Origin of the sequence: Brucella intermedia LMG 3301 (genome assembly GCF_000182645.1) — a bacterium.
Taxonomy (GTDB): domain Bacteria; phylum Pseudomonadota; class Alphaproteobacteria; order Rhizobiales; family Rhizobiaceae; genus Brucella; species Brucella intermedia.
The window spans coordinates 1,709,198-1,733,432 of the sequence record NZ_ACQA01000001.1; the positions used below are offsets into that span (position 1 = coordinate 1,709,198).

Consider the following 24,235-nt stretch of genomic DNA (forward strand, 5'->3'; position numbering starts at 1 on the left):
CGAAATGGCCAAAGCCAGGCATTCCCGCTTCGACTGCAGTCCCGGCTGTGCGGTTGAAGCCGCCATCAGCCTGATCGACGGAAAATGGAAGAGCGTCGTGCTCTTTCATCTCATGGGCGGCACGCTTCGGTTCAATGAATTGAGGCGACAGATACCAAGCGTCACCCAGCGCATGTTGACCAACCAGCTGCGCGAACTGGAAGAAGACGGGCTTATCGAGCGCAAGGTCTATGCGCAGGTGCCGCCGAAGGTGGAATACAGTCTTTCTCCGCTCGGCCGCAGCATCGAGCCGATCCTGCTCGCATTGAAGAAATGGGGCGACGCCAATATCGACCGGTTCGGCAAGCCGGTGAAGGAATCAGCGTCCTCTGTTCAGGAAGCGGCGTGAAAAGGGCGGCACCTGCCGCCCCTTCCATTGAGCCAGTCGTTACCGACACTGCCCGCTGCTCATGATGCGATAGCCTGCGCGGTCGGCTTCGCAACGGTTCGGGAAGGTTCGCCTGTCATTGCCGCGTTGCGCGCAAACCGGCATGAACTCCCGCGTGCATGCGCCTGCTCCCGGCCTGCCCGGCCTGTTGCCCTGGTGCGGCGGATGCATTCCGCCTGCGCCGCCCCAGCCCGGCCCCGGCCTCGATGAGCAGCGACCGTTGGAAATGACGCGGTAGCCCTCTGCCCGCGCCTGGCACGAATTGCTGAAGGTTTGGCGTGACGATCCGCGCTGCGCGCAGACCGGCGCATAGTTCATCGGGCAGATTCGCGGCGGCTGTGACGGTCCGGGGCGCAGCGGCGGACGATGATCCACCCCGCCTTCCGCAACGCAACCGGCAAGAAGCAGCAGGCCCGCGAGCACGGACAGTTTTCTGAAACGATGAAATTGCATTTTCCTCTCCCTTTGTCCCGAACCCTAAGATGGCGCAGCCTTCAATAAGGGCAAGTCTTTTCGCGAAAGTGCAAAACCTTCCGGACCATATCGACAACCCGCCCATATAGGTTACCTTGGCCGAAGTTGAGGGGCGGAACAGGCAGCATGAATCGTTACAGGCACAGCATAGCGGTTATCCTCGTTTCCCAGCTTTTCAGCCTGCCTCTCGGCGTCATTTCCTCCCATGCAGCCAGTGAGCCGACCCCGCCGGTCTATGCGCCGCCCCTGCCCCCGGAAAAGAAGACGCCGACCGTTGGCCGCATCTGCCAGCTCATCGGCGCCAATGCAGACGCCCATGGAATCCCGCGCGACTTCTTCGCGCGGCTGATCTGGAAGGAAAGCCGGTTCGACCACAAGGCGGTGAGCCCGGTCGGTGCCGAAGGCATTGCGCAATTCATGCCCTATACCGCAAGGGAGCGCGGGCTCGCCGACCCCTTCGATATCGAGCAGGCCATTCCCGCCTCGGCGAGCTTCCTGCGCGACCTGAAAGGCGCGTTCGGCAATTGGGGCCTTGCAGCCGCCGCCTATAATGCAGGCGCGGGGCGCGTTTCCAGCTGGATGCGGTCCGGCGGCTTTCTGCCGCTCGAGACGGAAAATTACGTGCTGGACATTACCGGCGCGCCTGCCGACGACTTCGCCGCCGGCAAGGAAATCATGAACCGGCCGCTCGATCCCAAGCTCGCCTTTCACGACGCCTGCAAGCGCCTGCCGATCATCCGCAGCGCCACCATTCCGATGTCGCGCGTCAAGCCGAAACCCTGGGGCATACAGGTTGCCGGCAATTTCCGCCGCAGCGCCGCCGTCAATCAATGGACCCGCCTGCGCAGGCAGTTCAGCGCCGTGCTTTCAGGCCACGAGCCGGTCGTCAGCCGCATACGCACGCCAATGGGACGTCGCGGCATCTATGCAGTGCGCATCGGCGCCGACAGCCGCGGGGAAGCCGATGGCATTTGCACAAAACTTCGCGCTGCCGGCGGAGCATGCATAGTTTTACGCAACCGATGAGAAAAACACGGTCAGTACCTGCTAAATCAGCGATATATTAGGGAAACCCTGTTCTGTTTTGGGATTCGACCGAGGATTTTCTTGAAACAATCGTAAAAAAATCAAACGATACCGGTTCGAAGATAACCAATCATGTCCACCCCAAAGAATTTGCTTGCCAAATACCGCTTCATAGATCAGTCTCCATCTGTTCGGGCATTTAGCGAACAAATGGAAGACTGGAAGAACGGCGTGCCGGGGCCGCTATAAGTTCCGGGTCGAAGGCTCCCCTTCGGCAATGATCGGTTCCTTCCCAATGTCGAGAACTGCCTGCATAACCCTCTGCCGGGTGTGTGGTGCGCTTGGCAGAAATAGTAATACCACCGTCTCCACAGGAGCGGTGGCGCCAAGGAAAAGGAACGGATCCCATGGCACAGACCGGACAGGTCAAATTCTTCAATACCGAAAAAGGTTTCGGTTTCATCAAGCCGGACGACGGTGGCGCAGATATCTTCGTACACATCTCCGCGGTACAGGCTTCTGGCCTCACAGGCCTCGCAGACAATCAGAAGGTTTCCTACGAGACGGAACCGGATCGTCGCGGCAAGGGCCCGAAGGCCGTGAACATCACCGTTACCGGTTGATCGTTCATTAAAGAACCTACCACTTGCCCCGGCTTCTGCCGGGGTTTTTTATTGCCTGCGCGGCGCCCCGTCTGGTTTCTTAAAGGCACCCATTCAAGCGCGAAATATTACAGATACTGCGCGTAATTTACCGGAAAATGGGCGTTTTCCGCAGCCCATCACCATTGTTCAGCCTCCATTCATGTCGAAAGAGTTAATCACTTATTCACAAACGATACGTGCCCCTTCGGCCAACGTATCGCAGACATTGCAGTCGAGCTTCTGAAGGAGCGAACAATGAACCGATTTGCGAAAACAGCCATTCTGGCAGCGGCATCCCTCGCGGCAGTTGCCGCGCCGCTTGCAACGGCATCGGCAGATTCCTGGGGTCGCCATGGTTGGAATCGTGGCGGCTGGGATCGTCCCTACTACCGCGACCGGCATCGCGGCCACGGCGACGCGGTTGCCGCAGGCGTGATCGGCCTTGCAGCCGGCGCCCTCATCGGCAGCGCGCTGAGCCAGCCGCAGCCGACCTATGTGCAGCCGGCCCCGGTCTATGCGCCGCCTCCGCCGCCGCCTGCCTATTATCCGGCAGCCCCGGCGCGCCAGGTAACCTATTACCGCGCAGGCTATGAGCCATGGAGCCGCGGCTGGTATCAGTATTGCTCCGACCGTTACCGGTCGTTCAATCCGAACACCGGCACCTATCGCGGTTACGACGGGCGCGACCACTTCTGCTCCGCGAATTGAGGCTGGCCAGTCCACCGGACTGGTCTCCTGTCCCGCTTCGATGCGCAGATAATGCCGCTAAAAATAAGAAGAACGGCTACCCTGATCTCAGGGTAGCCGTTCTTGTTTGCGGTTTTCAATTTATGCGTAGCCGATGTCGTTCAGGAACGGATTGGAGCGCCGCTCCTCGCCGAACCGCCCGCCCGGACCATGCCCGCAGATGAAGCCGATATCGTCGCCAAGCGGCAGCAGCTTTTCCTTGATGGAGCGAATCAGCGCCGCATGATCGCCGCCCGGCAGATCGGTGCGCCCCACCGAGCCATTGAAAAGCACGTCGCCCACGATGGCGAATCGCGCCTCCGGGTTGAAGAACACGACATGCCCCGGTGCGTGGCCCGGCGTGTGGAAGACCTCGAACTCGTGTCCGGCAACGGAAACCTTGTCGCCCTCGTTCAGCCAGCGGTCCGGCGTCACGTTGCGCACGCCTTCGGTAAGGCCGTATTTCAGGCCGGTCGTGGCCAGATTGTCGAGCAGGAATTTGTCATCCTTGTGCGGGCCGATAATGTCCACATCCAGCGCTTCCTTGAGATCGAGCGCAGCCCCGGCGTGATCGATATGGCCATGCGTGATCCAGATGGCCTCGACCTCGACTCCCTGGGATCCAATCGCGTCCAGGATGCGGTCGAGGTCGCCACCCGGATCGATCACCACGCCCTTCTTGGTCTCGCTGTCGAACAGTATGGTGCAGTTCTGCTGGAACGGCGTGACGGGAACGATGATGGCCTGCAATTGCCCCATTGGTCTTACTCCACTTTATAGCGCGTCCCGCATAAATGACGGTCTGGAAAACGCATTCTGTCCCACACTAGAGCATTTCCAGCAAAAGTGCGAAGCGTCTACGCGGGGAAATCAGTTCACTGGTCTGATTTCTTAACCCGCTTCAATGCGTGGGATAATGCGACAAAACAAATACTTAGAGCCCCGCCTGTCCGGTGAAGCTTCAGAACATAATCCGACCCGGGGATCGATAAGATTATGCTTCAAACAGAACGTCTCGACCGGAACCGCTCCAAACAGATACGGGCGGCTGGTCGCCGCCCGTTTTCCCTCTCCAGGATTGACCGGGACGCCTGCCCGAAAGCCGCTTCACGGTTTTCGGGACGCGCCCCGACAGTTCGTCTTGCCGGTTGTCCCCACAACCTTACGTTCTGCGGTGCATCAGGCCTTGGCGGCCATCGCGTTCTTGATCAGGCCGACAATGGCCGTGAGTACGATACCGCCGACACCGCCACCAGCCAGCTGACCGACAACGCCGTTGAGAACGGAATCGAGACCGCCGCCGGATAGCATCGGAAGCAGCTGACCGAGGATGACACCACCGATGCCGCCCGCCACCGTGTTACCCGTGGTTCCCAGACTGATATTCTTGACTGCGCCTGCGATGTTGCCGCCAACCGCGCCAGCGACCAGCTGAAGAATGAGAGGTAGTAGAGCTTCCATAATCGTCACCCCATCTGAGTTTTAAACCGGAATAGCGCGACTCCGGCAAAAAAATCATGTGCCGAAACTTGCCAATGTCAAACAATAACCGACGGAAAAACAAAAAAGCGGCCCGAAGGCCGCTCTTTTTCTGTTTAAAACCCAGTTACTCCGCCGCCGCGCGCTTCGGCTGAACTTCCGTTGAATAGTCATTCATTAGAACATTTGTAATTTCGGAAGGCTTGAACCGGTATTGTCCGATTTCCGAAACCGGCGTCACTTCCGCAGCCGTTCCGCACAGGAAGCATTCGGAGAAACCGGCAAGTTCTTCCGGCATGATTGCCCGTTCGATGACTTCGATGCCGCGACGCTTGGCAAGATCGATGATCGTGCGGCGCGTGATGCCGTCGAGGAAGCAGTCGGGCTTCGGCGTGTGCAGCGCCCCGTCCTTGACGAAGAAGACGTTCGCGCCGGTCGCTTCCGCGACCTGTCCGCGCCAGTCGAGCATCAAGGCATCGGCATAGCCCTTGGCTTCGGCGGCATGTTTGGAGATCGTGCAGATCATGTAGAGACCGGCGGCCTTGGAGCGCGACGGCGCGGTGCGCGGGTCCGGGCGGCAATATTCGGCGATGTCGAGCCGAATGCCCTTCATCTTTTCTTCCGGCGAGAAATAGCTCGGCCACTGCCAGATGGCGATGGCCAGATGAATGCGGTTGTTCTGCGCCGACACGCCCAGCGAATCCGAGCCGCGCCAGGCGATCGGGCGCACATAGGCATCCTCGAAGCCCTGCTTCTCGAGAAGCTCGCGGCAGGCATCATTGATTTCCGCGACGCTGAAAGGAATCTCGAAACCGAGAATGCGCGCGGATTCATGCAGGCGTTCGGTATGCTCGTTCAGCTTGAATATCTCGCCGCCATAGGCGCGCTCGCCTTCAAACACGGCGCTCGCATAATGCAGGCCATGGGTCAGCACATGGACTTTCGCATCTTTCCAGTCGACGAATTTTCCGTCCAGCCAGATGAATCCGTCCCGTTGATCGAATGGAATCGCAGCCATTTTCTTGCTCCTTGACTTTCCTCGCGGCGCTGTCTCGACACGGTTACAGGCCGATTTCAGACCGGACAAACTTCTCCGCGACCCGTCTTCCCCAGTTAAATCGATATAAATGGTGAGACGGCCACCTTTTTCTGCGTAACTGCTGGCCTTTTTGTTCAAAATGCTTTGAGGTCACGCAAACATATTGCGCGAAATCCAGCCGGAGCATGCATGGAAAGAAAATAAATCCTCCATCGGGACGGAATATTGCGGGTACTCTTCTCCCCGTCCGCGTTCAGACGAACGGCGGCAAAGCGGCCAGCGCAATTATTCCTCCTCCATGCACGCGTCAGCGCAAACATTATTCCAAAAAAGCCAGCTCACGCTTATCGAAAATTATCTGGGCGATTGAATTATGTCAATAATGCTGACATATTTAACGCGACAGAACGGAGCACAGATGTGAATTCGACGAACGATCTGAATTATATAAGCAATCCGTTGACGGCTGAGGAGGCGGCCGATCTCAACGTGATCGAACTTCTGTTTTTTTCCTATCGCGATTTCACCGCCGACCCTGATCTCATTCTGGAAAAGATCGGATTCGGGCGGGCGCATCACCGCGTCCTCTATTTCATCAACCGCAAGCCCGGCATGACGGTTGCGGAGCTGCTGGAGGTTCTGCGCATAACGAAGCAAAGCCTGTCGCGCGTGCTCAAGCAGCTCATCGATACCGGCCATGTCGTTCAGGCCACCGGCCTGCATGACCGCCGCCACCGCAAGCTCTATCCGACCAGGAGCGGCCGCGAGCTGACGCTGGCGCTGGCCCTTCCGCAGTCGCGGCGCATTGCGCGCGCGCTGGAGGATTGCGCCCCGCAGGACCGCGCGGTGATCGAACGCTTTCTCTATAATATGGTCAATCCCGAGCGGCGTGCGCAGATCGACGAGTTTTCTGCCGATGATCCATCGTCCCGGCAGGTCTGAGGCGAAGTGTTACGCATCGTTGCAGAAAGTGTCTGAATAAAGAGCGTCAGGCCGTGGCGAAAATGACGGGTTTCGACAACCGCAGCTTGAAAAATACTTGAAGTATATGCGCCTCGGCAGCGCAGAAAGCCGCTATTTGCAGCAGGGCATCGCGGCTTTGGACCAGACACTGAATGATTGCATAAAAACAGGCGCATGCAGGCAGTGAATGGACGTGCCGCATTCCTGTCGATAATATGCATGCCAAAGCATCGGGCATGATGCCGGGATGCTGAAGTCAAATTATCGGAACGGGATCGAAACACGCCATGGCAGCAGAAGAAGAAAAAACGCTTTCGGATGACGCGCCGCATCTCCTCGTCGTTGATGACGATACGCGCATCCGCAGCCTTCTTTCGCAATATCTGACGAATAGCGGTTTCCGTGTCACCATGGCTGGCAGCGCCGCTGAAGCGCGCCGCAAGCTGGAAGGCATCGACTTCGATCTGCTCATCCTCGACGTCATGATGCCGGGCGAAACCGGCGTTTCGCTGACGCGCTCGCTGCGCGAGCAGAAGAATGTTCCCATTCTCATGCTGACGGCATTGTCGGAAACCGACAGCCGCATCGACGGGCTGGCCGCTGGCGCCGATGACTATCTGCCCAAGCCCTTCGATCCCCGCGAGCTGACGCTTCGCATCAACAATATCCTGCGGCGCGGTGCGCCTCCGGCGCAGCCGAAGATCGAACAGATCGTGTTCGGCCCCTATACTTTCTTCATCCCGCGCCGCGAATTGAAGAAGGGTTCGGAAACGATCAAGCTGACGGATCGCGAACAGGACATCATGGCGATCTTCGCGGAGCGCGCCGGTGAAACGATCCCCCGTCACGAGCTGACCGGTCAGGACGGCGATGTCGGCGAGCGCACCATCGACGTGCAGATCAATCGCCTTCGCCGCAAGATCGAGCAGGACCCGGCCAATCCGGTCTGGCTCCAGACCGTGCGCGGCATCGGCTATAAGCTGAGCATCGAGTAGCATTCGGCAGAGCCGGGATAGTGCGATCGGAAATGGTATTCTCACAAAACGCGAAGCGCAGCCTGAAAAGAACTTTTCGGCTGCGCCAGACGCCGGGAAGGCCGTCGCGAAGCGCAATCACCGCCCCGAATACCGCCGCGAATACCGACCTTGTGCCGCAGCCAGTGTGGGCCTGACACGATGAAATCGCCCTTGAGAAAATTCTCCCGCTGGTTGGCCCGCACCATGCCCAAGGGGCTTTATGCGCGGTCGCTCATCATCATCATCGCACCGATGGTGCTGCTGCAATCCGTGATCGCCTATGTGTTCATGGAGCGTCACTGGCAGATGGTGACGGAACGCCTGTCCACCGCCGTCGTGCGCGATATTGCAGGCATCATCGATATTCTGGAAACCTATCCGCAGGAACCGGGCTACGATAATCTGATCCGCATCTCGCAGCAGCGGCTGGCGCTGAACATTTCGATCCTGCCGCCCGATCCGCTGCCGCCGCCCGGACCGAAGCCGTTCTTCGCCATTCTCGATTACTTCCTGAGCGAGGAAATCACCCGCCAGATCAACCGGCCCTTCTGGGTGGATACGGTGGGCGATTCCGATCTCATCGAAATCCGCATTAAGCTCGAGGACAAGGTGTTGCGCGTCTTTGCAAGGCGCAGCCAGGCCTATGCGTCCAATACGGGTATCTTCCTGACCTGGATGGTCGGCACCGCGCTCGTTCTGCTGATCATCGCCATCGCCTTCCTGCGCAACCAGATCAAGCCGATCCAGCAGCTTGCCGAGGCGGCGGAAAGTTTCGGCAAGGGGCGCCCCATGCCGGAGGGCTTCCATCCGCGCGGGGCCGAGGAAGTACGGCGCGCCGGCATAGCCTTCATCCAGATGCGCTCGCGCATCGAGCGCCAGATCGAGCAGCGCACGGCCATGCTGTCGGGCGTCAGCCACGACCTGCGCACCATCCTCACCCGCTTCAAGCTGCAGCTGGCGCTGGCTGGCCATTCCATCGACACCGAGCCGCTCAATCAGGATATCGCCGACATGCAGACGATGCTGGAAGGCTATCTTGCCTTTGCGCGCGGCGAAGGTTCGGAAGAAACGGCAAGCTATGATGTCACCAAACTCTGCGAGAAGCTGGAGAACGAGGCGCGGTTGCGCGAACGCGGCTTCAAATATCATGTCGAGGGCGACAGCGAGGTTCATGTGCGCCCGAACGCCTTCTCGCGTCTGGTGAGCAACCTCGTATCGAACGCCTTCCGTCACGCGCAAAATGTCGAGCTGTCGATCTCGCATGTCGAAGGCTGGCTGAAAGTCGTTGTGGACGATGACGGACCCGGCATTCCGGAAGACCGGCGGGAAGATGTCTTCAAGCCATTCGTCCGGCTGGATGAAGCGCGAACGCAGGATTCAGGCGGCACGGGCGGGCTGGGGCTTGCCATTGCACGCGACATCGCGCGCAGTCACGGTGGCGACATTTCGCTGGAAGATTCGCCTCTGGGCGGCCTCCGCGCCATCATCCATATTCCGGCTTAGAGCGGTTCCTGTTCTAACGCAATCGCCGGAACTGCTCTAACTATTTGTTTTATCGCATTATCCAACGCATCGAAGCGGGATAAGAAATCAGTCCGGTGAACTGATTTCCCCGCCTAGACGTTACACACTTTTGCTGGAAATTCTCCAGGCGTTCTGGCTTGGGGCCGGGGAAAAAAACTTCAGAGCAAAGCGATAAGCAGGAGTTTTCACGCTTCTTTTCCCTCATCCTGAGGAGCCGTTGAAAACGGCGTCTCGAAGGGCTGAGGGAAAACGCCCAATGCCTGCCACAGTGCCTGCCCTCGTCCTTCGAGACGGCTCCTTCGCAAGCTCAGGAGCCTCCTCAGGATGAGGGGTTAAACGCGGTTGCAGAATGCTCTCAATAAAGCTTGCCGCCGTTCGGCACCGGCTTGTCGATTGCCGCGAGAACCACTTCGCCGTCCTCGTCCGGCATGCCGAGCGTCAGCACTTCCGACATGAAGGGGCCGATCTGCCGCGGCGGGAAATTCACCACAGCCATGACCTGCTTGCCGATGAGTTGCTCGGGCGTGTAGTGCTTCGTGATCTGGGCCGACGACTTCCTGACGCCGATCTTTTCGCCGAAATCGATCTTCAGCTTGTAGGCGGGCTTGCGCGCTTCGGGAAATGGCACGGCTTCCACGATGGTTCCGCTGCGGATATCGACCTTTTCGAAATCTGCCCAGCTGATGGTGGTTGCTTCGCTCATTCTTTCACTCCCCGGCCCGCGCTCCCGGCCTCGCAGAAAACCCGGCGCGAGCGCCGGGCCAAAATTAAACTGATTTATAGTCAGGCGCGACCGACTGTCTCGAACACCACACTTTCCAGCGCCTCGCGGGCCGTGACGCCCGACCAGACCACGAACTGGAAAGCCTGGAAATAGGCCTCGCAGGCTTCCAGCGCCGCCGACAGCAGCACTTCCACCTGACGGCTCGTCGGTTCCGCGCCGCCCGCCAGCAAAAGCGACTGGCGATACATGATCGCCCCTTCCTGCTGCCAGAGGTCGAAATGGCCCATCAGCAGTTTTTCGTTGATGAGCGAAAGCAGGCGCATCACTTCGTTGACGCGCGGCTCGGCCACCTTGATGTCGAATGCGCAGGCCAGATGCAGTGCCTCGAAATCCTCCATCCAGGAAAACGAGATGTGATAGTCAGTCCAGTTGCCCGCAACCGAGATTGCGATTTCGTCGTCGCCAGTCCGCTCGAACGTCCAGTCGTTTGAATGCGCGACCTGTTCGATCACATCCACCGGATGCGCCTCACGTGCGAATTCAAGCTCAAGAAGGCTCATGTCCGTTTCCTGTTCTGGGAACCATCTGCCCCCAGATGTTTCCTAATTCCCGGCGTGCAGATAACTGCCCGCCCGCGCCGGTCACCGCGCAAGAACAAGCGCAGGAAAACAGGCACGAATTGATCGGTCGAGGAACCGGCATGCACGGTGGCATGCAAGCGCCCCAATGGCACACGCACATACGCAACTGATACTGGAAAGCAGCCTGAAAGACGCGAAACCTGACACACAGCCCCTCGCCGCCGCCTACATGACCACATTACGAATCATGTAGTGTTTTCAGTCTATTGATGCTGAATCTGAACGCCAGCCCCTTTTCAAAAAAGAGACATGAAAGCATGTGGAAATATATGAAGGGCGGGCCGCACCCCTTGCCTTAACCGACTCTAAGACAAGGGTTTTTGCCACTTGCGGCCTGTTAATAAATATTCAGGGATTATTTTTGGATTTAGCCGAAGTTGAAGCCGATTTTGCCGATTTGGCATCGGAATCGACTTCGAATTTCGCAAGACGCGCTTCGAGAGCTTCGATTCTTGCCAGCAGGGCGCTGTTTTCGGCACGCGCCTTGATCGCCATTTCACGAACGGCTTCGAAGTCTTCGCGCTGCACCACGTCGAGCGTGTTCAGCACCCGTTCGCCCTGAGAACGCAACGCCGTTTCCACTTCGCGGCGCACGCCCTGCGCAGCGCCTGCCGCATCCGTCACAAGCTTGGCGAGTTCATCGAGAACCCGGTTCTGTCCGCTGGTCATGGCAATCATTCCTTACTTCCAGGAGAGACCTGTTGAAAACATAAATTTGAAATAGGGCCGTCTCGGGTCCGATGCAAGCTCGGCTATGGAAAGTGATCGGCTTCGGCGCAACGAAAGCAAAATCAGGGGCTCCTGCGGGATCGGAAAACCCGAGGCGAATGTACTTAAGGCTGCCTTAAGGGTAGATGAGCACCGCAAGCACCGCAAAACGCGATTTGCAGCACGGCGGGAACGGCTTGACCGGCAAGGGCTGGTCCAGCATGTTCCCTCACAAAACGGAGTGATTTCATGATTGAGACGTTGCTGCCCGTATCGGCGCTCGCCTTCCCCAATATCGATCCGGTGATTTTCCGGATCGGGCCGCTGGCAGTGCACTGGTACGGCCTCGGCTATGTGGTCGGCATCATGTTCGCCTGGTGGTATGGCAAGAAGCTCCTGCGAAGCCACCGCCTGTGGGCGAACAACCAGCCGCCCATGGCCCCGGAAGCGCTCGACGACTTCGTCATCTGGGCCGCGCTTGGCGTCGTGCTTGGCGGGCGCATCGGCTATGTGCTTTTCTATAATTTCTCCTTTTACATTTCCAACCCGCTCGCCATTCCGGCGGTCTGGGATGGCGGCATGTCGTTCCACGGCGGCATTCTGGGCACCACGCTCGCCATGATCCTGTTTGCCCGCTCACGCGGCATCAGGGTGTGGAGCATGTTCGACACGATTGCCGCCGGCGTGCCGGTCGGCCTCGGCGTCGTGCGCGTCGCCAATTTCATCAATTCGGAACTCTGGGGCCGGGTCAGCGAGGTGCCATGGGCGGTCTATTTCCCCAATGGCGGCCCGTTGCCGCGCCATCCAAGCCAGCTTTACGAAGCCTTGCTCGAGGGTCTCGTGCTCTTCTTCGTGCTGTTCCTGCTCGTCTGGGTCGGACGCAAGCTGAAGAAACCCGGCTTCATCGCTGGCGCATTCGTCACCGGCTACGGCCTCAGCCGCATCGTGGTGGAATTCTTCCGCGAGCCGGATGCCCAGCTCGGTTATCTCCTCGGCGGCTGGCTCACCATGGGCATGGTGCTTTCGGTGCCGATGGTGCTGATCGGCCTGTGGGCCATGTGGCGCGCCAACCGCGCAGCAGCCAAAGATGCCTGAGTCATCGCTGAAAGACCGGCTGAAACGCCTGATCGCCGCCTCCGGGCCGATCAGCGTCGCCGATTACATGGCCGCCTGCCTCGGCGACCGCGAGGCTGGCTATTACACCACGCGAGAACCTTTCGGACGTGACGGCGATTTCATCACCGCACCGGAAGTGAGCCAGATGTTCGGCGAGCTGATCGGCATCTGGTGCGTCAGCGAATGGGATGCGCTGGGACGCCCGGACAATGTGGTGCTGTGCGAGATCGGCCCCGGTCGCGGCACGCTGATGAGCGACATGCTGCGCACCATCGGCAGGCTTGCCCCTCAAATGCTTGGCGCTGCCCGCATCGCCATGGTCGAAACCAGCCCGCGCCTTGTCGAAAGGCAAAAGGAAAAGCTGGCCGGTGCAGGCGTAAAAATCGACTGGTTCGAGCGCTTCTCCGACATAGCTGACGGACCGCTGATCCTCGTCACCAATGAACTCTTCGACGCCATTCCTTTTCGCCAGTTCGTCAAGGTGGGTGGCCGCTTTGTCGAACGGATGATTGCGCTCGACGACAAGGACGAATTTCACTTCGTCAGCGGTCTGGGCGGCATAGATCCGGCTCTCCTTCCGCAAGATCACGCCACGGCGGAGGAAGGTGCCATCTTCGAAGCGGCCCCGGCGCGCACGGCCCTGATGCAGGAAATCGCCAGTCGTATCGCCACAACACGCGGCGCGGCGCTCAACATCGATTACGGCCATCTGGAATCCGGTTTCGGCGATACGCTGCAAGCCATGCTGAAACACAGCTTTGACGATGTGTTCGCCCATCCGGGGGAAGCCGATCTTACCAGCCATGTCGATTTCGACATGCTGGAGAAGGCAGCACGCGCCAGCAACTGCAAGACCGGAACGATGACGCAGGGCGAGTTTCTGCTCGCAATGGGCCTGATTGATCGCGCCGGACGGCTGGGCGCGGGCAAGGATGCGGCATTTCAGGAAAAAATCCGGCAGGATGTCGAAAGACTGGCCGCGCCCGATCAGATGGGAACCTTGTTCAAGGTGCTGGCCATCAGCGATTCCGACACAAAGCTCATTCCTTTTGCAGTTCCACGTTAGCGAAAGCTTCGATTGACAAGCCAACCGACCTCCCCCACCATCCCGCCGTTTAACGAAAGAATGCCATGACCGACATGCCGCAACCGCTCCGTTCGCCTCTCCTTGAAAAGCCCGTAGGACAGAACGGGAAGCGGATTGCGCACGGCTTCTTCACCCGCAAGGGCGGCGTTTCCGATGGCATCTATACGGGCCTCAACGTCGGAAGCGGATCGAACGATGTACCGGAAAAGGTCGCGGAGAATCGCCGCCGCGTAGCCGAAAGCCTCGGCGTTGCGCCCGATCATCTCATGACCGTGCATCAGGTTCATTCGCCCGATGTCCTCCACGTCACCGAACCGTTCGGCAGCCCGCGCCCGAAGGCCGACGCCATGGTGACCAATGTTCCCGGCATCGCCATCGGTGCGCTTTCCGCCGATTGCGGGCCAGTGCTGTTTGCCGATCACGAAGCAGGAATCATCGGCTCTGCTCATGCGGGATGGCGCGGCGCTTTTGGCGGCGTGCTGGAAAACACCATCGAAGCCATGATCGGGCTCGGCGCGAAGCGCGAGAATATCGTGGCTGTTCTCGGCCCCACCATCGGCCCCGACAATTATGAGGTCGGACCGGAATTCTATGCCGAATTCATCGGCAGGGACCCGGCCTATACCGCCTATTTCCGCCCATCCGACAAGGCGGACCACAAGCTGTTCGACCTGTGGACGTTCATCACCGACCGCCTGACGAAGGCAGGTGTGCAGGCGGAATCGCTGCGCCAGTGCACCTATGCCGATGAGGAGCGGTTCTATTCCTACCGGCGCACCACCCATCGCAATGAACCCGATTACGGGCGCCAGATCGCAGCCATTGCCATCATAGAAGACACCGCCACCCAGGAAGATTAGGAGAACCGCATGGCCCTTCACTTCGAGCCGGAAGAATTCGCCGCACGTCGCGACCGTCTGACCTTGAAGATGGAGGAGGAGAAGCTGGATGCCCTTCTGCTGTTCGCACAGGAGAGCATGTACTGGCTGACCGGCTATGACACGTTCGGCTTCTGCTTCTTCCAGTGCCTCGTCGTGAAAGCCGACGGGTCCATGGTGCTGATGACGCGCTCCGCCGATCTCCGGCAGGCGCGTCATACGTCGAATATCGAGAATATCGTGGTCTGGACCGACCGCGACAATGCCAATCCGGCCTCGGACCTGCGCAACATCCTGACGGAACTGGACCTTCTCGGCACCCGGATCGGTATCGAATACCAGACGCACGGCCTCACCGGGGCCAATGCCCGCAAGCTGGACGAACAGTTGCAGAGCTTTGCCAAGCTTTACGATGCGTCCGGCATGGTGGATCGCCTGCGCCTGCTGAAAAGCCCTGCCGAAATCGCCTATGCCAAGCGCGCCGCGGAACTCAGCGACGATGCGCTTGATGCGGCGATCAAGCTGACCAAAGGAGGCGCGAGCGAGGCCGATATTCTGGCTGCGATGATGAGCGCCAATTTCGCGGGCGACGGCGATTATCCGGCGAACGAATATATCATCGGCTCGGGCGACGACGCCCTGCTCTGCCGCTATAAATCCGGCCGGCGCAAGCTGAACAAGAACGACCAGCTCACGCTCGAATGGTCGGGCGTCTTCCGGCACTACCATGCGCCGATGATGCGCACGCTGATCGTCGGCAAGCCGACCACGCACCATCAGGAGCTTTACGCCGCCGCGCGCGAGGCGCTGGAAGCCGTGGAAGCGGCGATGACGCCCGCCTCGACATTCGGCGACGTGTTCGATGCCCATGCGCGGACCATGGAGGCGCATGGCCTCACCCGCCACCGCCTCAATGCCTGCGGCTATTCGGTGGGCGCGCGCTTCACGCCGTCATGGATGGACCCGCAGATGTTCTATGCCGGAAATCCGGAGAGCATCCAGCCGGACATGACGCTTTTCGCGCATATGATCATCATGGATTCCGATACGCAGACCGCCATGACGCTGGGACAGACATATCTCACAACAAATGGGGCTGCTCAGCCATTATCCCGCCATTCTCTTGATATGATTGTCAAATGAGGCGCAATCGGCGATAAAACGGCACGTCGGGAAAAGTCGACGGAATGAACTGAAATGCCCTATCGCAGGGAACCTGCGCCTTCAGGAGCATGAAGCCGAACATGAACAAGGCACATCTTTCAACGATGCTGTTTCTGGCCGGGATGCTGACAAGCGTCCTCGCTGCCTGCAACAGCACTGAATCCGCGCTGAACGTGCAAGGCAGCAATCAGGGTCCGGGCCAAGGCTCTGGTCAGAGTTCGGGCCAAACCGTTGCACCGGCCACGACGCCCGGCACCCCGACGACGGGCGCCGCGCAACCCGCCGGAACAACCGCAACCGGCACCACGCCCGCAACCACTGCGCCAGCGGCGCCGCAGCGCAGTGCAGGCCTCAAGCCGGGCAAGCTGCATATCGCCCCCATCGTCGGCGCGCCGGTCAATGTGGTGACGCCGCTGACCCCATCGCATCAACGATGACGCCAAGGCAAAGGGCATCGAGCTTGCGGGCAATAATGATACGGGCGCGGCCTATGTGATGAAGGGATATTTCTCCGTTCTTTCGGAAGATAACCAGACCACGGTTCTCTACGTCTGGGACGTTCTCGATGCGTCCGGCAACCGCCTTCACCGCATACAGGGTCAGGAGAAAGTTCCGGGCGCTGCGGCAGACTCATGGAGCGTCGTTCCGGCTTCCGCAATGCAGGCAATCGCCGACCGCACCATGCAGGAATATTCGACCTGGCTTGCGGCAAATCGCGCATAGAAACTTGCTTCGGCAGCAAAAGACTGAAATCTTTTGCTGAATCGGTCTGTCATACTGTGGGAAAGCCGCAATACCGGCCTTTTTGCAGCAATTGTGTCCCTTCGGGCCTTGCAATAACTGTGACTCTTTGCAATAGCCCCCGCATCCGAAAGAACCTTGCAAGCTGCTGTACTTGATCCCGTCAGATAAGTACGCAGCTTTAAAATTTTTGAGATTGTCCGTTACGGCGGACTTTTGCGACAACCAGACTGCAAACCGCGACCGCATCGGCGTCAGAGGCAAAAGAATGAAACTTTTCGCAGGCAACTCCAACCGGGTTCTTGCCGAATCCGTTGCTCAATATCTCAACATTCCGCTCGGTAAGGCCAGCGTCCGTCGCTTCGCCGATCAGGAAATCTTCGTAGAGATTCAGGAAAACGTGCGCGGCGAAGACGTATTCGTTCTGCAATCGACCTCCTACCCGGCAAACGATCACCTGATGGAACTGCTCATCATGATCGACGCCTTCCGCCGTTCCTCGGCCCGTCGCATCACCGCAGTCCTGCCCTATTTCGGCTATGCCCGCCAGGACCGCAAGCCCGGCCCGCGCACGCCGATCTCCGCCAAGCTCGTCGCCAACCTCATCACCGAAGCCGGCGCCAACCGCGTCCTGACGCTTGATCTTCACGCCGGTCAGATCCAGGGCTTCTTCGATATCCCGACCGACAACCTCTACGCCGTTCCGGTCATCGCCCGCGATGTGAAGGCCCATTATGCCACCGGCAACTGCATGGTCGTATCGCCGGATGTCGGCGGCGTGGTGCGCGCCCGTTCGCTCGCAAAGCGCATCGACGCGCAGCTCGCCATCGTCGACAAGCGTCGTGAGCGCCCGGGTGAATCGGAAGTCATGAACGTCATCGGCGATGTTTCCGGCAAGGACTGCCTGCTGTTCGACGATATCGTCGATTCCGGCGGCACGCTCTGCAATGCAGCCGAGGCCCTGCTCAACAAGGGCGCCAACAGCGTCACCGCCTATATCACGCACGGCGTTCTGTCCGGCGGCGCGGTTGCGCGTATCGCCTCGTCCAAGCTGAAGGAACTGGTCATCACCGATTCCATCCAGCCGACCACCGCCATCAACGACGCGCCGAACATCCGCGTGCTGTCGATCTCGGACCTCATCGGCGAAGCCATTGCCCGCACGGCAGCGGAAGAGTCGGTTTCGAGCCTGTTCGACTAAAACAACAGCCTGAGGGCGATCCCGAAACATGCCGCCAGCAACAGCACGAGCGGCATGTTCATCCTGAAGACGACAAGCAACAATGCCGCCGCGCCTGCGATCAGGACGGCGGCATTGTCTATTGTGCTCCAGACCGGAAGCGGCAGCGTGAAGGGACCGACCGCCTTCTCCACGACCTTTGAAAACAGGACATGCAGCGAGAACCACAGCGCCAGATTGGCAATTACGCCCACGACCGCAGCCGTGATCCCGCCCAGCATCGCCGACAGCCAGCGCACCTGACGCAGCCGCTCCACGAATGGCGCGCCTGCCAGTATCCATAGAAAGCAGGGCACGAAGGTAAACCACAGCGCGATCAATCCGCCGAAAAAGCCGCCGAGCAGCGGCGGCAGGCTCGAAAGGTTCGCCGCCCCCACGAAGCCGACGAATACCAGCACAAGGATCAGCGGTCCCGGCGTGGTTTCGGCAAGACCGAGCCCGGTCAGCATCTCGCCGGGCTTCATCCAGCCGAAATGCTCGACCGCCTGCTGCGCCGTATAGGAAAGGGCCGCATAAGCGCCACCGAACGTTACCGCCGCAAGCTTCGAGAAGAAGGCGGCTTCCTGCACGAAGACATGCCCGCCGCCAAAGGCGAGGAAGAGCCCGATCAGCGGCAAAAGCCACAGCCCGCCCCAGATCAGTGTCTGCTGCGTGAATTCCCGCAGCGCACCGGGTGTCGCCTGCCCCAGAACTGTTGCTGCACTATTTCCCTGAATGGCATGGCGCAGGCCACCGGCGACAGCCGCCAGCAGCACGACGAGCGGAAATGGCAGTTTCAAAAGCGCTATCGCAATGAATGCCGCGACCGCCACGCAATAGGAAAACCCAGACGCCAATGTCCGTCTGGCCATCCGATAGAGCGCCTCAAAGACCACGGCCAGCACCGCAGCCTTGAGGCCGAACAGCAATCCCGCCACAACATCGACATGCCCGAAGGCGACGTAAAGCGCCGACAATGCCAGCATGACGACCGCACCGGGCAGCACGAACAAAAGCCCGGCCAGCAAGCCGCCGCGCCAGCCTTTCACCGCCCAGCCGGAATAGGTCGCAAGCTGCATGGCTTCCGGCCCCGGCAGCAACATGCAGAAATTGAGCGCATGGATCAGCCGCTCCTGATCCATCCATTTCTTCTCATCCACGAGAACGCGCTGCAACATGGCGATCTGGGCTGCCGGCCCGCCGAAGGACAAAAGCCCGATCTTGCCGAATGTCGCGAAAAGTTCTTTGAAATCCGGCTGCTTTATTGGCTGTGTCACGCTGTCATCCTGAATGATCCGACCAAGCTCTTGCTGACAATCATTACAGGTTCATGACGGTTTTCACAGGCTTACTCGGCTGCGGCACCTTCTTCGGTCAGATCATCCGGCGCATTCGGATCGCCCGGCGCGGTCTCACAGGCAAGATCGGGGAAATTGACGATGCGCATTCCCTTGAAGTCGTTGCGCACGACCAGAAGCCCGCGCTCTTCGAAATAGGTCAGGAGACGCCGCGCACGACTGAACGAATGCGTGCCATAGGCCCGCGCCAGCGCCGCGTCGGACGGGCAAGGCGCACCCGTCACCGCTGCCTGCGCCACGATCAGGAACACGCCCTGCACATCGTCGGTGAGGCTTTCCGAAAGGATAAGCGCCTGCTGCCATGTCTCGCCATTGGCGACATCGCTTTCAATGCTGGCTTGCGCCACGGCCAGCCTGCGCCGGAAGGCAGGCAGGGCCAGCGGTTCGCCCGGAACGCGGTGAATGCGGCAGCGCACCAGAAAGTCCTGATAGAGAACGGCAACCGAGCGGAACGAGGCTTCCGGATCGTCCACGATCTCGCGCATCACCTTTTCCAGAAGCTCTTCGCGTTCGGCTTCCACGATGCCGGGGAAAAGCGGCGCTTCGACCGGTTCGGCTTCCGGCTTGGGTTTTGCCACCTGAGCCAGGATTTCCGCCGTCGATGGCGGCGGTGGCGGTGGCGGCGCCCTGCGAACCGCGGTGCGGATTTCCTGCGGCGCAGGCGTGAAAATAAGATCGAGCGCATCTTCGGGCGCATCGGGAAGCGGCATCAGTTTCGGCGAAGAAGACCGTGCCGATGTTTCCACCTTGCCGATCTTGATCGGCAATGGACGGCGCGACAGGGCGGGCCCAAGCGCCACAAAATGCCCGCGCTGCAAATCGCGGAACATTTCAGCTTGTTTGCGTTCCATGCCGAGAAGGTCGGCGGCACGCGCCATGTCGATATCGAGAAAAGTGCGCCCCATCAAAAAATTCGAGGCCTCGGCAGCGACGTTCTTGGCGAGCTTTGCCAGTCGCTGCGTCGCAATAACCCCGGCAAGACCGCGCTTTCGACCACGGCACATGAGGTTGGTCATCGCGCCCAGCGAAAGCTTGCGCGCTTCATCCGACACTTCACCGGCGGCGGCAGGCGCAAAAAGCTGCGCCTCATCCACCACGACCAGCATCGGATACCAATAATCGCGTTCGGCATCGAAAAGTCCGCCAAGAAAAGCCGCAGCCGAGCGCATCTGCTGCTCGACGTCCAGCCCTTCCAGATTGAGGACGACGGAAACACGATGCTGGCGGATGCGTCCGGCAATGCGGGTCAGTTCGGCTTCGGTGCGGGCGGCATCAACGACGACATGGCCGTAGAGATCGGCGAGCGTGACGAAATCCCCTTCGGGATCGACGATGCACTGCTGCACCCATTGCGCGCTCTGTTCCAGCAGGCGGCGCAGAAGATGCGACTTGCCCGAGCCGGAATTGCCCTGCACGAGCAGGCGCGTGGCGAGAAGCTCCTCAAGATCAAGCATGGCCTGCTTGCCGCCGCCAAGCGTCGCTGCCGAGGCAGAACCGCTTCCAGCAACAGAACCCATGTCGATACCGACCTGCATCTCGCCTCCTTGTTTCAACATTGCGGGAACAGACGACTCGCGTAGAAAACCCGCCAGTCGATCAGGCACCCGCTTAACACTTTTGCGGCTGTGATTGCCACCCGTTAAGACAAATGCCCACAGATGCCGGGCAGTAGATTTCAACCTGAAGTTTTGATAGCAATCCTGTCAGGGGGCAAAAGCAGCAAGCGTCCAGCCAGCGGGCGCGTCGGGGAGGATGAGCCGCTCCGACCGTGGCAAAGGCTTTGCCCTCTATTCGGAGGTGAATTGAATGTGGTTAATACCCATTAGATTCACGCTTAGAATAAAGAAAACCCGCACCGGCTGGCAAGCTACAGTGCGGGTACAGCTCTTTATCTGAGTACACGGTAGCTGGAGTTAGCGCTTCAGCTACCGATCCGAATATAGGCCATCGGGATCAGTTTTTCAACTATCGCCCGTCAGCCTCCGTGTGAGGCAAACCCAAAAAACTTGCACCGCCGCGCGCTATGCTCTATAGCACCGCCATCCGCGTAGACACCCTTGGAGGCAACGCGGAATGGAGCGGTCCGGTCTTTCACCTTGTGACAGACGATACGGGCTGTTTCATGTCGTTTGTTGAAGCATGGTCCCGAAAAGTGGAAACCGGTTTTCGGACAAGATCATGCGCAGATCATACAGCGGGCGACACTCCAGTAACATCGAAAGGAAATGCCATGAGCGAGACTTACGTGCTCAAGGCCGATCTGCGTACCCGGGTTGGTAAGGGGTCCTCCCGCGAACTGCGTCGCAACGGCCAGATTCCTGCAGTCATCTATGGCGACAAGCAGGAACCCCTCGCAATCGCCGTCTCCTACAAGGAGATCTTCTACAAGATTCATGGCGGTGGCTTTAAGACCACTGTTGCCACGATCGAAGTGGACGGCAAGAAGATTCAGGTCCTCCCGAAGGACTACCAGCTGGATCCGGTCCGTGACTTCCCGCAGCATGTCGACTTCCTGCGCGTTTCCGCGAAGTCGGTCGTCCATGTGAATGTTCCGGTCCACTTCAAGAACGAAGAAGCAGCTCCGGGCATCAAGCGCGGCGGCGTTCTCAACATCGTTCGTCACGACGTTGAACTGATCGTTCCGGCCAATGCAATTCCGGAAGCACTCGATGTCGACCTGACCGGCCTCGAAATCGGCGACTCCGTCCACATTTCGGCAATCAAGCTGCCGAAGGGCGTGACGCCTGCCATCCAGGATCGCGACTTCACCATCGCCACGATCGCTGCTCCTGCCGGCCTGAAGTCGGAAGAAGCTGCCTCGGAAGGCGCTGCGGAAGAAGCCAAGGACGCCGAGTAATTATTTAGGGGCTCAAACCATGCTGCTCATTGCAGGTCTTGGCAATCCGGGCCCCAAATATGCGCATAACCGGCACAATATCGGTTTTATGGCGGCGGATGAAATATTCCGCCGCCATCGCTTTTCCAACTGGCAGAAGAAGTTTCAGGCCGAGATCGCCGATGGCGTGATCGATGGCGAAAAGGTGCTGCTCATCAAGCCGCAGACCTTCATGAACCTTTCCGGCCAGTCTGTCGGCGAGGCCATGCGCTTCTACAAGCTTACGCCTGCCGATCTCGTCGTGATCTATGACGAACTCGATCTCAATCCCGGCAAGCTGCGCATCAAGACCGGCGGCGGCTCCGGTGGCCATAACGGCATCAAGTCCATCGACTCCCATATGCAGTCCTTCCCCGGCGGCCAGAATTATCGCCGCATGCGGCTTGGCATCGGCCATCCCGGCGCGAAGGAACTCGTGCATAACTATGTTCTCGGCGATTTCGCCAAGGCCGACAATGAATGGCTGGATACGCTTCTGGGCGCTGTCGCCGATAATGTCGCCATGCTCGCCCGCGGCGAGGACAACAGTTTCATGAACCGCGTTGCGCTCGCCATGGGCGACGGCAATCAGCGTCCCAACGGTTTCAAGGCCGACCCCGCGCAGCTTGAAAAAGCCCCGCCTGAAGCAAAGGCAAAGGCGCAGAGCCATATCCGCCAGGCGCGGCCAAACCAGAAAAAGCCGAATATTCCCGAAAGCGGCCCGATGGCCGACATGCTCAAGCGGCTTTTCGGGAAAAAGGATTGACGCTGTGCCGTCCTATGACGCATAGCCACACCAAGAAAATTCTAGTCTGATAGGTACGATCATGGGTTTCAAATGCGGCATCGTTGGCCTGCCAAACGTTGGCAAGTCGACGCTTTTCAACGCGCTGACCAAAACGGCCGCCGCACAGGCCGCGAACTATCCATTCTGCACCATCGAGCCGAATACCGGCGAAGTGGCCGTTCCGGACCCGCGCCAGAACGAAATCGCCGGGATCGCCGGCTCGAAGGAAATCATCCCGACCCGCATCAACTTCGTCGATATTGCGGGCCTCGTGCGCGGCGCCTCGAAGGGCGAAGGCCTCGGCAACCAGTTCCTCGCCAATATTCGCGAAGTCGACGCCATCGTGCATGTGCTACGCTGCTTCGAGGATGACGACATTACCCATGTCGAAGGCCGCATCGATCCCGTATCGGATGCCCAGACGGTCGAAACGGAACTGATGCTGTCGGACCTCGAAAGCATCGAGCGCCGCATCGTGCAGATCCGCAAGCGGGCGACGGGCAAGGACAAGGAAGCGCTCACCGTCCTGCCGGTGATGGAAGCCGCGCTTGAACTGCTTCAGAACGGCCAGCCTGTCCGCCTGATGCTGAAGGACATTTCTCCCGAGGACCTGCTGACGCTGAAGGGCCTGAACCTTCTGACCTCGAAGCCTGTGCTCTATGTCTGCAACGTCGCGGAAGGCGATGCTGCGAAGGGCAACGAATACAGCGCCGCCGTTGGCAAGATGGCCGAGGAACAGGGTGCCCAGACGGTCATCATTTCGGCTGCGATCGAGGCGGAAGTCGCACAGCTTCCCGATGAGGAAGCCAGGGAATATCTGGAAAGCATGGACCTTGAGGAGCCGGGCCTCGACCGCCTGATCCGCGCCGGTTACAAGCTGCTCGACCTTATCACCTATTTCACCGCTGGCCCCAAGGAAACCCGCGCCTGGACCATCAAGCGCGGCACGAAGGCCCCCGCTGCTGCCGGTGTCATCCACACCGATTTCGAGCGCGGCTTCATCCGCGCGCAGACCATCGCTTATGAAGACTACGTCAAATACAACGGCGAAGTCGGCGCGAAGGAAGCTGGCAAGGCAAGGGACGAAGGCAAGGAATACATCGTCCATGACGGCGATGTGATGCTGTTCCGCTTCAATACCTGATAGCAGGGCGCTGAAATGCTAGCGCATCACGCCCTGAAAATGCTCAATCACCGCACGGGCTCAACCAGGTCTCGATGAGTCAAGCTCAACGAGATCTAGAGCATTTCCAGCAAAAGTGTGAAACGTCTACGTGGGGAAATCAGTTCACCGGACTGATTTCCTATCCCGCTTCGATGCGTTGGATAATGCGATAAAACAAATAGTTAGAGCGGTTCCGCGATTCTGTCAGAACAGGAACCGCTCTGGTATAAAGTGCGCCTCCCAAAAGTGTGAACTGATTTCGCGTCTGGATAATGTGTAGTGAGGTGGGAGAGTTTTTGATTCCGGGAGGTGTCGCCTATACTCTCGACGCCTTTCTTTCCCTAACCCTGAGGAGCTGTTGAAAACGGCGTTCTCGAAGGGTCGGGGAAAACGCACAGTGCCTGCCCTCGTCCTTCGAGCGGCTCCCTCGCAAGCTCGCGAGCCTCCTCTGGAT

Annotated in this window: 24 protein-coding genes and 1 pseudogene; 16 read left to right on the forward strand and 9 right to left on the reverse strand. The window is 59.3% G+C overall.

All coding sequences use genetic code 11. The features are described 5' to 3' along the window. Positions 1-4 precede the first annotated feature (4 nt). Positions 5-388, forward strand: coding sequence for a winged helix-turn-helix transcriptional regulator (locus OINT_RS08130; protein ID WP_006471908.1), 384 nt, complete (start codon positions 5-7; stop codon positions 386-388). Positions 389-427: 39 nt separating this feature from the next. On the opposite strand, the gene OINT_RS08135 is transcribed toward OINT_RS08130, so the two are convergent. Then, positions 428-880, reverse strand: coding sequence for a Kazal-type serine protease inhibitor family protein (locus tag OINT_RS08135; RefSeq protein ID WP_006467306.1), 453 nt, complete (start codon positions 878-880; stop codon positions 428-430). A gap of 147 nt (positions 881-1,027) precedes the next feature. On the opposite strand from OINT_RS08135, the gene OINT_RS08140 reads away from it, so the two are divergent. From OINT_RS08140 to OINT_RS08150, 3 genes are all read left to right on the forward strand, one after another. Beyond that, a complete protein-coding gene (locus OINT_RS08140) occupies positions 1,028-1,927 on the forward strand; it encodes an SPOR domain-containing protein (RefSeq protein WP_006471909.1) in 900 nt (299 codons plus the stop codon). A gap of 407 nt (positions 1,928-2,334) precedes the next feature. Beyond that, on the forward strand, positions 2,335-2,550 hold the full coding sequence (locus OINT_RS08145; protein ID WP_006471910.1) for a cold-shock protein: 216 nt from the start codon (positions 2,335-2,337) through the stop codon (positions 2,548-2,550). Between the two features lie 276 nt (positions 2,551-2,826). Further along, entirely contained in the window at positions 2,827-3,279 is a 453-nt protein-coding gene (locus tag OINT_RS08150; protein ID WP_006467309.1) for a BA14K family protein, read from the forward strand. A 120-nt stretch (positions 3,280-3,399) separates the two neighbouring features. Here the strand turns inward: OINT_RS08150 and OINT_RS08155 are convergent, their stop codons facing one another. The 3 genes from OINT_RS08155 to OINT_RS08165 all read right to left on the reverse strand — a co-directional run bounded on the left by OINT_RS08155 (position 3,400) and on the right by OINT_RS08165 (position 5,794). Continuing rightward, positions 3,400-4,056, reverse strand: a complete 657-nt coding sequence (locus OINT_RS08155) for an MBL fold metallo-hydrolase (protein WP_006467310.1) — start codon at positions 4,054-4,056, stop codon at positions 3,400-3,402. A 420-nt stretch (positions 4,057-4,476) separates the two neighbouring features. Further along, the gene (locus OINT_RS08160) at positions 4,477-4,758 is read right to left on the reverse strand and encodes a hypothetical protein (protein WP_006471911.1); all 282 of its coding nucleotides are present in this window, start codon (positions 4,756-4,758) and stop codon (positions 4,477-4,479) included. A 145-nt stretch (positions 4,759-4,903) separates the two neighbouring features. Further along, the gene (locus tag OINT_RS08165; RefSeq protein ID WP_006471912.1) at positions 4,904-5,794 is read right to left on the reverse strand and encodes a branched-chain amino acid aminotransferase; all 891 of its coding nucleotides are present in this window, start codon (positions 5,792-5,794) and stop codon (positions 4,904-4,906) included. 441 nt (positions 5,795-6,235) lie between these two features. On the opposite strand from OINT_RS08165, the gene OINT_RS08170 reads away from it, so the two are divergent. The 3 genes from OINT_RS08170 (at position 6,236) to OINT_RS08185 (ending at position 9,297) form a co-directional block, all read left to right on the forward strand. Next, entirely contained in the window at positions 6,236-6,757 is a 522-nt protein-coding gene (locus tag OINT_RS08170) for a MarR family winged helix-turn-helix transcriptional regulator (RefSeq protein WP_006471913.1), read from the forward strand. Between the two features lie 308 nt (positions 6,758-7,065). Then, a complete protein-coding gene (locus OINT_RS08175) occupies positions 7,066-7,773 on the forward strand; it encodes a response regulator (protein ID WP_006467315.1) in 708 nt (235 codons plus the stop codon). A gap of 180 nt (positions 7,774-7,953) precedes the next feature. Continuing rightward, positions 7,954-9,297, forward strand: coding sequence for an ATP-binding protein (locus tag OINT_RS08185; protein WP_006471914.1), 1,344 nt, complete (start codon positions 7,954-7,956; stop codon positions 9,295-9,297). Positions 9,298-9,673: 376 nt separating this feature from the next. Here the strand turns inward: OINT_RS08185 and OINT_RS08190 are convergent, their stop codons facing one another. The 3 genes from OINT_RS08190 to OINT_RS08200 form a co-directional block, all read right to left on the reverse strand. Next, entirely contained in the window at positions 9,674-10,021 is a 348-nt protein-coding gene (locus tag OINT_RS08190; RefSeq protein WP_006467318.1) for a tRNA-binding protein, read from the reverse strand. An 80-nt stretch (positions 10,022-10,101) separates the two neighbouring features. After that, positions 10,102-10,602 carry a type III secretion system chaperone family protein gene (locus tag OINT_RS08195; protein ID WP_006467319.1) on the reverse strand — a complete coding sequence of 167 codons (501 nt, stop codon included), beginning with the start codon at positions 10,600-10,602 and terminating at the stop codon, positions 10,102-10,104. 429 nt (positions 10,603-11,031) lie between these two features. After that, positions 11,032-11,352 (reverse strand): accessory factor UbiK family protein, encoded by a 321-nt coding sequence (locus tag OINT_RS08200; protein WP_006471915.1) that lies wholly within the window; start codon positions 11,350-11,352, stop codon positions 11,032-11,034. 288 nt (positions 11,353-11,640) lie between these two features. Here OINT_RS08200 and lgt point away from each other — a divergent pair, with 288 nt between their 5' ends. From lgt to OINT_RS08230, 6 genes and pseudogenes are all read left to right on the forward strand, one after another. Then, positions 11,641-12,486 (forward strand): prolipoprotein diacylglyceryl transferase, encoded by an 846-nt coding sequence (gene lgt / locus OINT_RS08205; RefSeq protein ID WP_006467321.1) that lies wholly within the window; start codon positions 11,641-11,643, stop codon positions 12,484-12,486. Beyond that, entirely contained in the window at positions 12,479-13,573 is a 1,095-nt protein-coding gene (locus OINT_RS08210; RefSeq protein WP_006467322.1) for a class I SAM-dependent methyltransferase, read from the forward strand. Before lgt ends, OINT_RS08210 begins: the two co-directional genes overlap by 8 nt. Positions 13,574-13,638: 65 nt before the next feature. Further along, the gene (gene pgeF / locus OINT_RS08215) at positions 13,639-14,454 is read left to right on the forward strand and encodes a peptidoglycan editing factor PgeF (protein WP_006467323.1); all 816 of its coding nucleotides are present in this window, start codon (positions 13,639-13,641) and stop codon (positions 14,452-14,454) included. Between the two features lie 9 nt (positions 14,455-14,463). Continuing rightward, entirely contained in the window at positions 14,464-15,615 is a 1,152-nt protein-coding gene (locus OINT_RS08220) for a M24 family metallopeptidase (RefSeq protein ID WP_006467324.1), read from the forward strand. A gap of 89 nt (positions 15,616-15,704) precedes the next feature. Continuing rightward, a pseudogene (locus OINT_RS08225) lies at positions 15,705-16,359 on the forward strand (hypothetical protein). A gap of 286 nt (positions 16,360-16,645) precedes the next feature. Further along, positions 16,646-17,578: a ribose-phosphate pyrophosphokinase gene (locus OINT_RS08230; RefSeq protein ID WP_021586965.1), complete on the forward strand. Its 933-nt coding sequence runs from the start codon at positions 16,646-16,648 to the stop codon at positions 17,576-17,578. Here the strand turns inward: OINT_RS08230 and chrA are convergent. Together chrA and OINT_RS08240 are read right to left on the reverse strand one after the other, a co-directional pair. Beyond that, a complete protein-coding gene (chrA, locus tag OINT_RS08235) occupies positions 17,575-18,873 on the reverse strand; it encodes a chromate efflux transporter (RefSeq protein ID WP_006467328.1) in 1,299 nt (432 codons plus the stop codon). The genes OINT_RS08230 and chrA overlap by 4 nt on opposite strands. Positions 18,874-18,944: 71 nt before the next feature. Continuing rightward, entirely contained in the window at positions 18,945-20,489 is a 1,545-nt protein-coding gene (locus tag OINT_RS08240) for an ATP-binding protein (RefSeq protein ID WP_006472731.1), read from the reverse strand. Positions 20,490-21,184: 695 nt separating this feature from the next. On the opposite strand from OINT_RS08240, the gene OINT_RS08245 reads away from it, so the two are divergent. From OINT_RS08245 to ychF, 3 genes are all read left to right on the forward strand, one after another. After that, positions 21,185-21,811 carry a 50S ribosomal protein L25/general stress protein Ctc gene (locus OINT_RS08245; protein WP_006472730.1) on the forward strand — a complete coding sequence of 209 codons (627 nt, stop codon included), beginning with the start codon at positions 21,185-21,187 and terminating at the stop codon, positions 21,809-21,811. A gap of 19 nt (positions 21,812-21,830) precedes the next feature. Then, on the forward strand, positions 21,831-22,595 hold the full coding sequence (pth, locus tag OINT_RS08250; protein WP_006467331.1) for an aminoacyl-tRNA hydrolase: 765 nt from the start codon (positions 21,831-21,833) through the stop codon (positions 22,593-22,595). Between the two features lie 61 nt (positions 22,596-22,656). After that, positions 22,657-23,760 (forward strand): redox-regulated ATPase YchF, encoded by a 1,104-nt coding sequence (gene ychF / locus OINT_RS08255; protein ID WP_006467332.1) that lies wholly within the window; start codon positions 22,657-22,659, stop codon positions 23,758-23,760. The last annotated feature ends 475 nt before the right edge of the window (positions 23,761-24,235 follow it).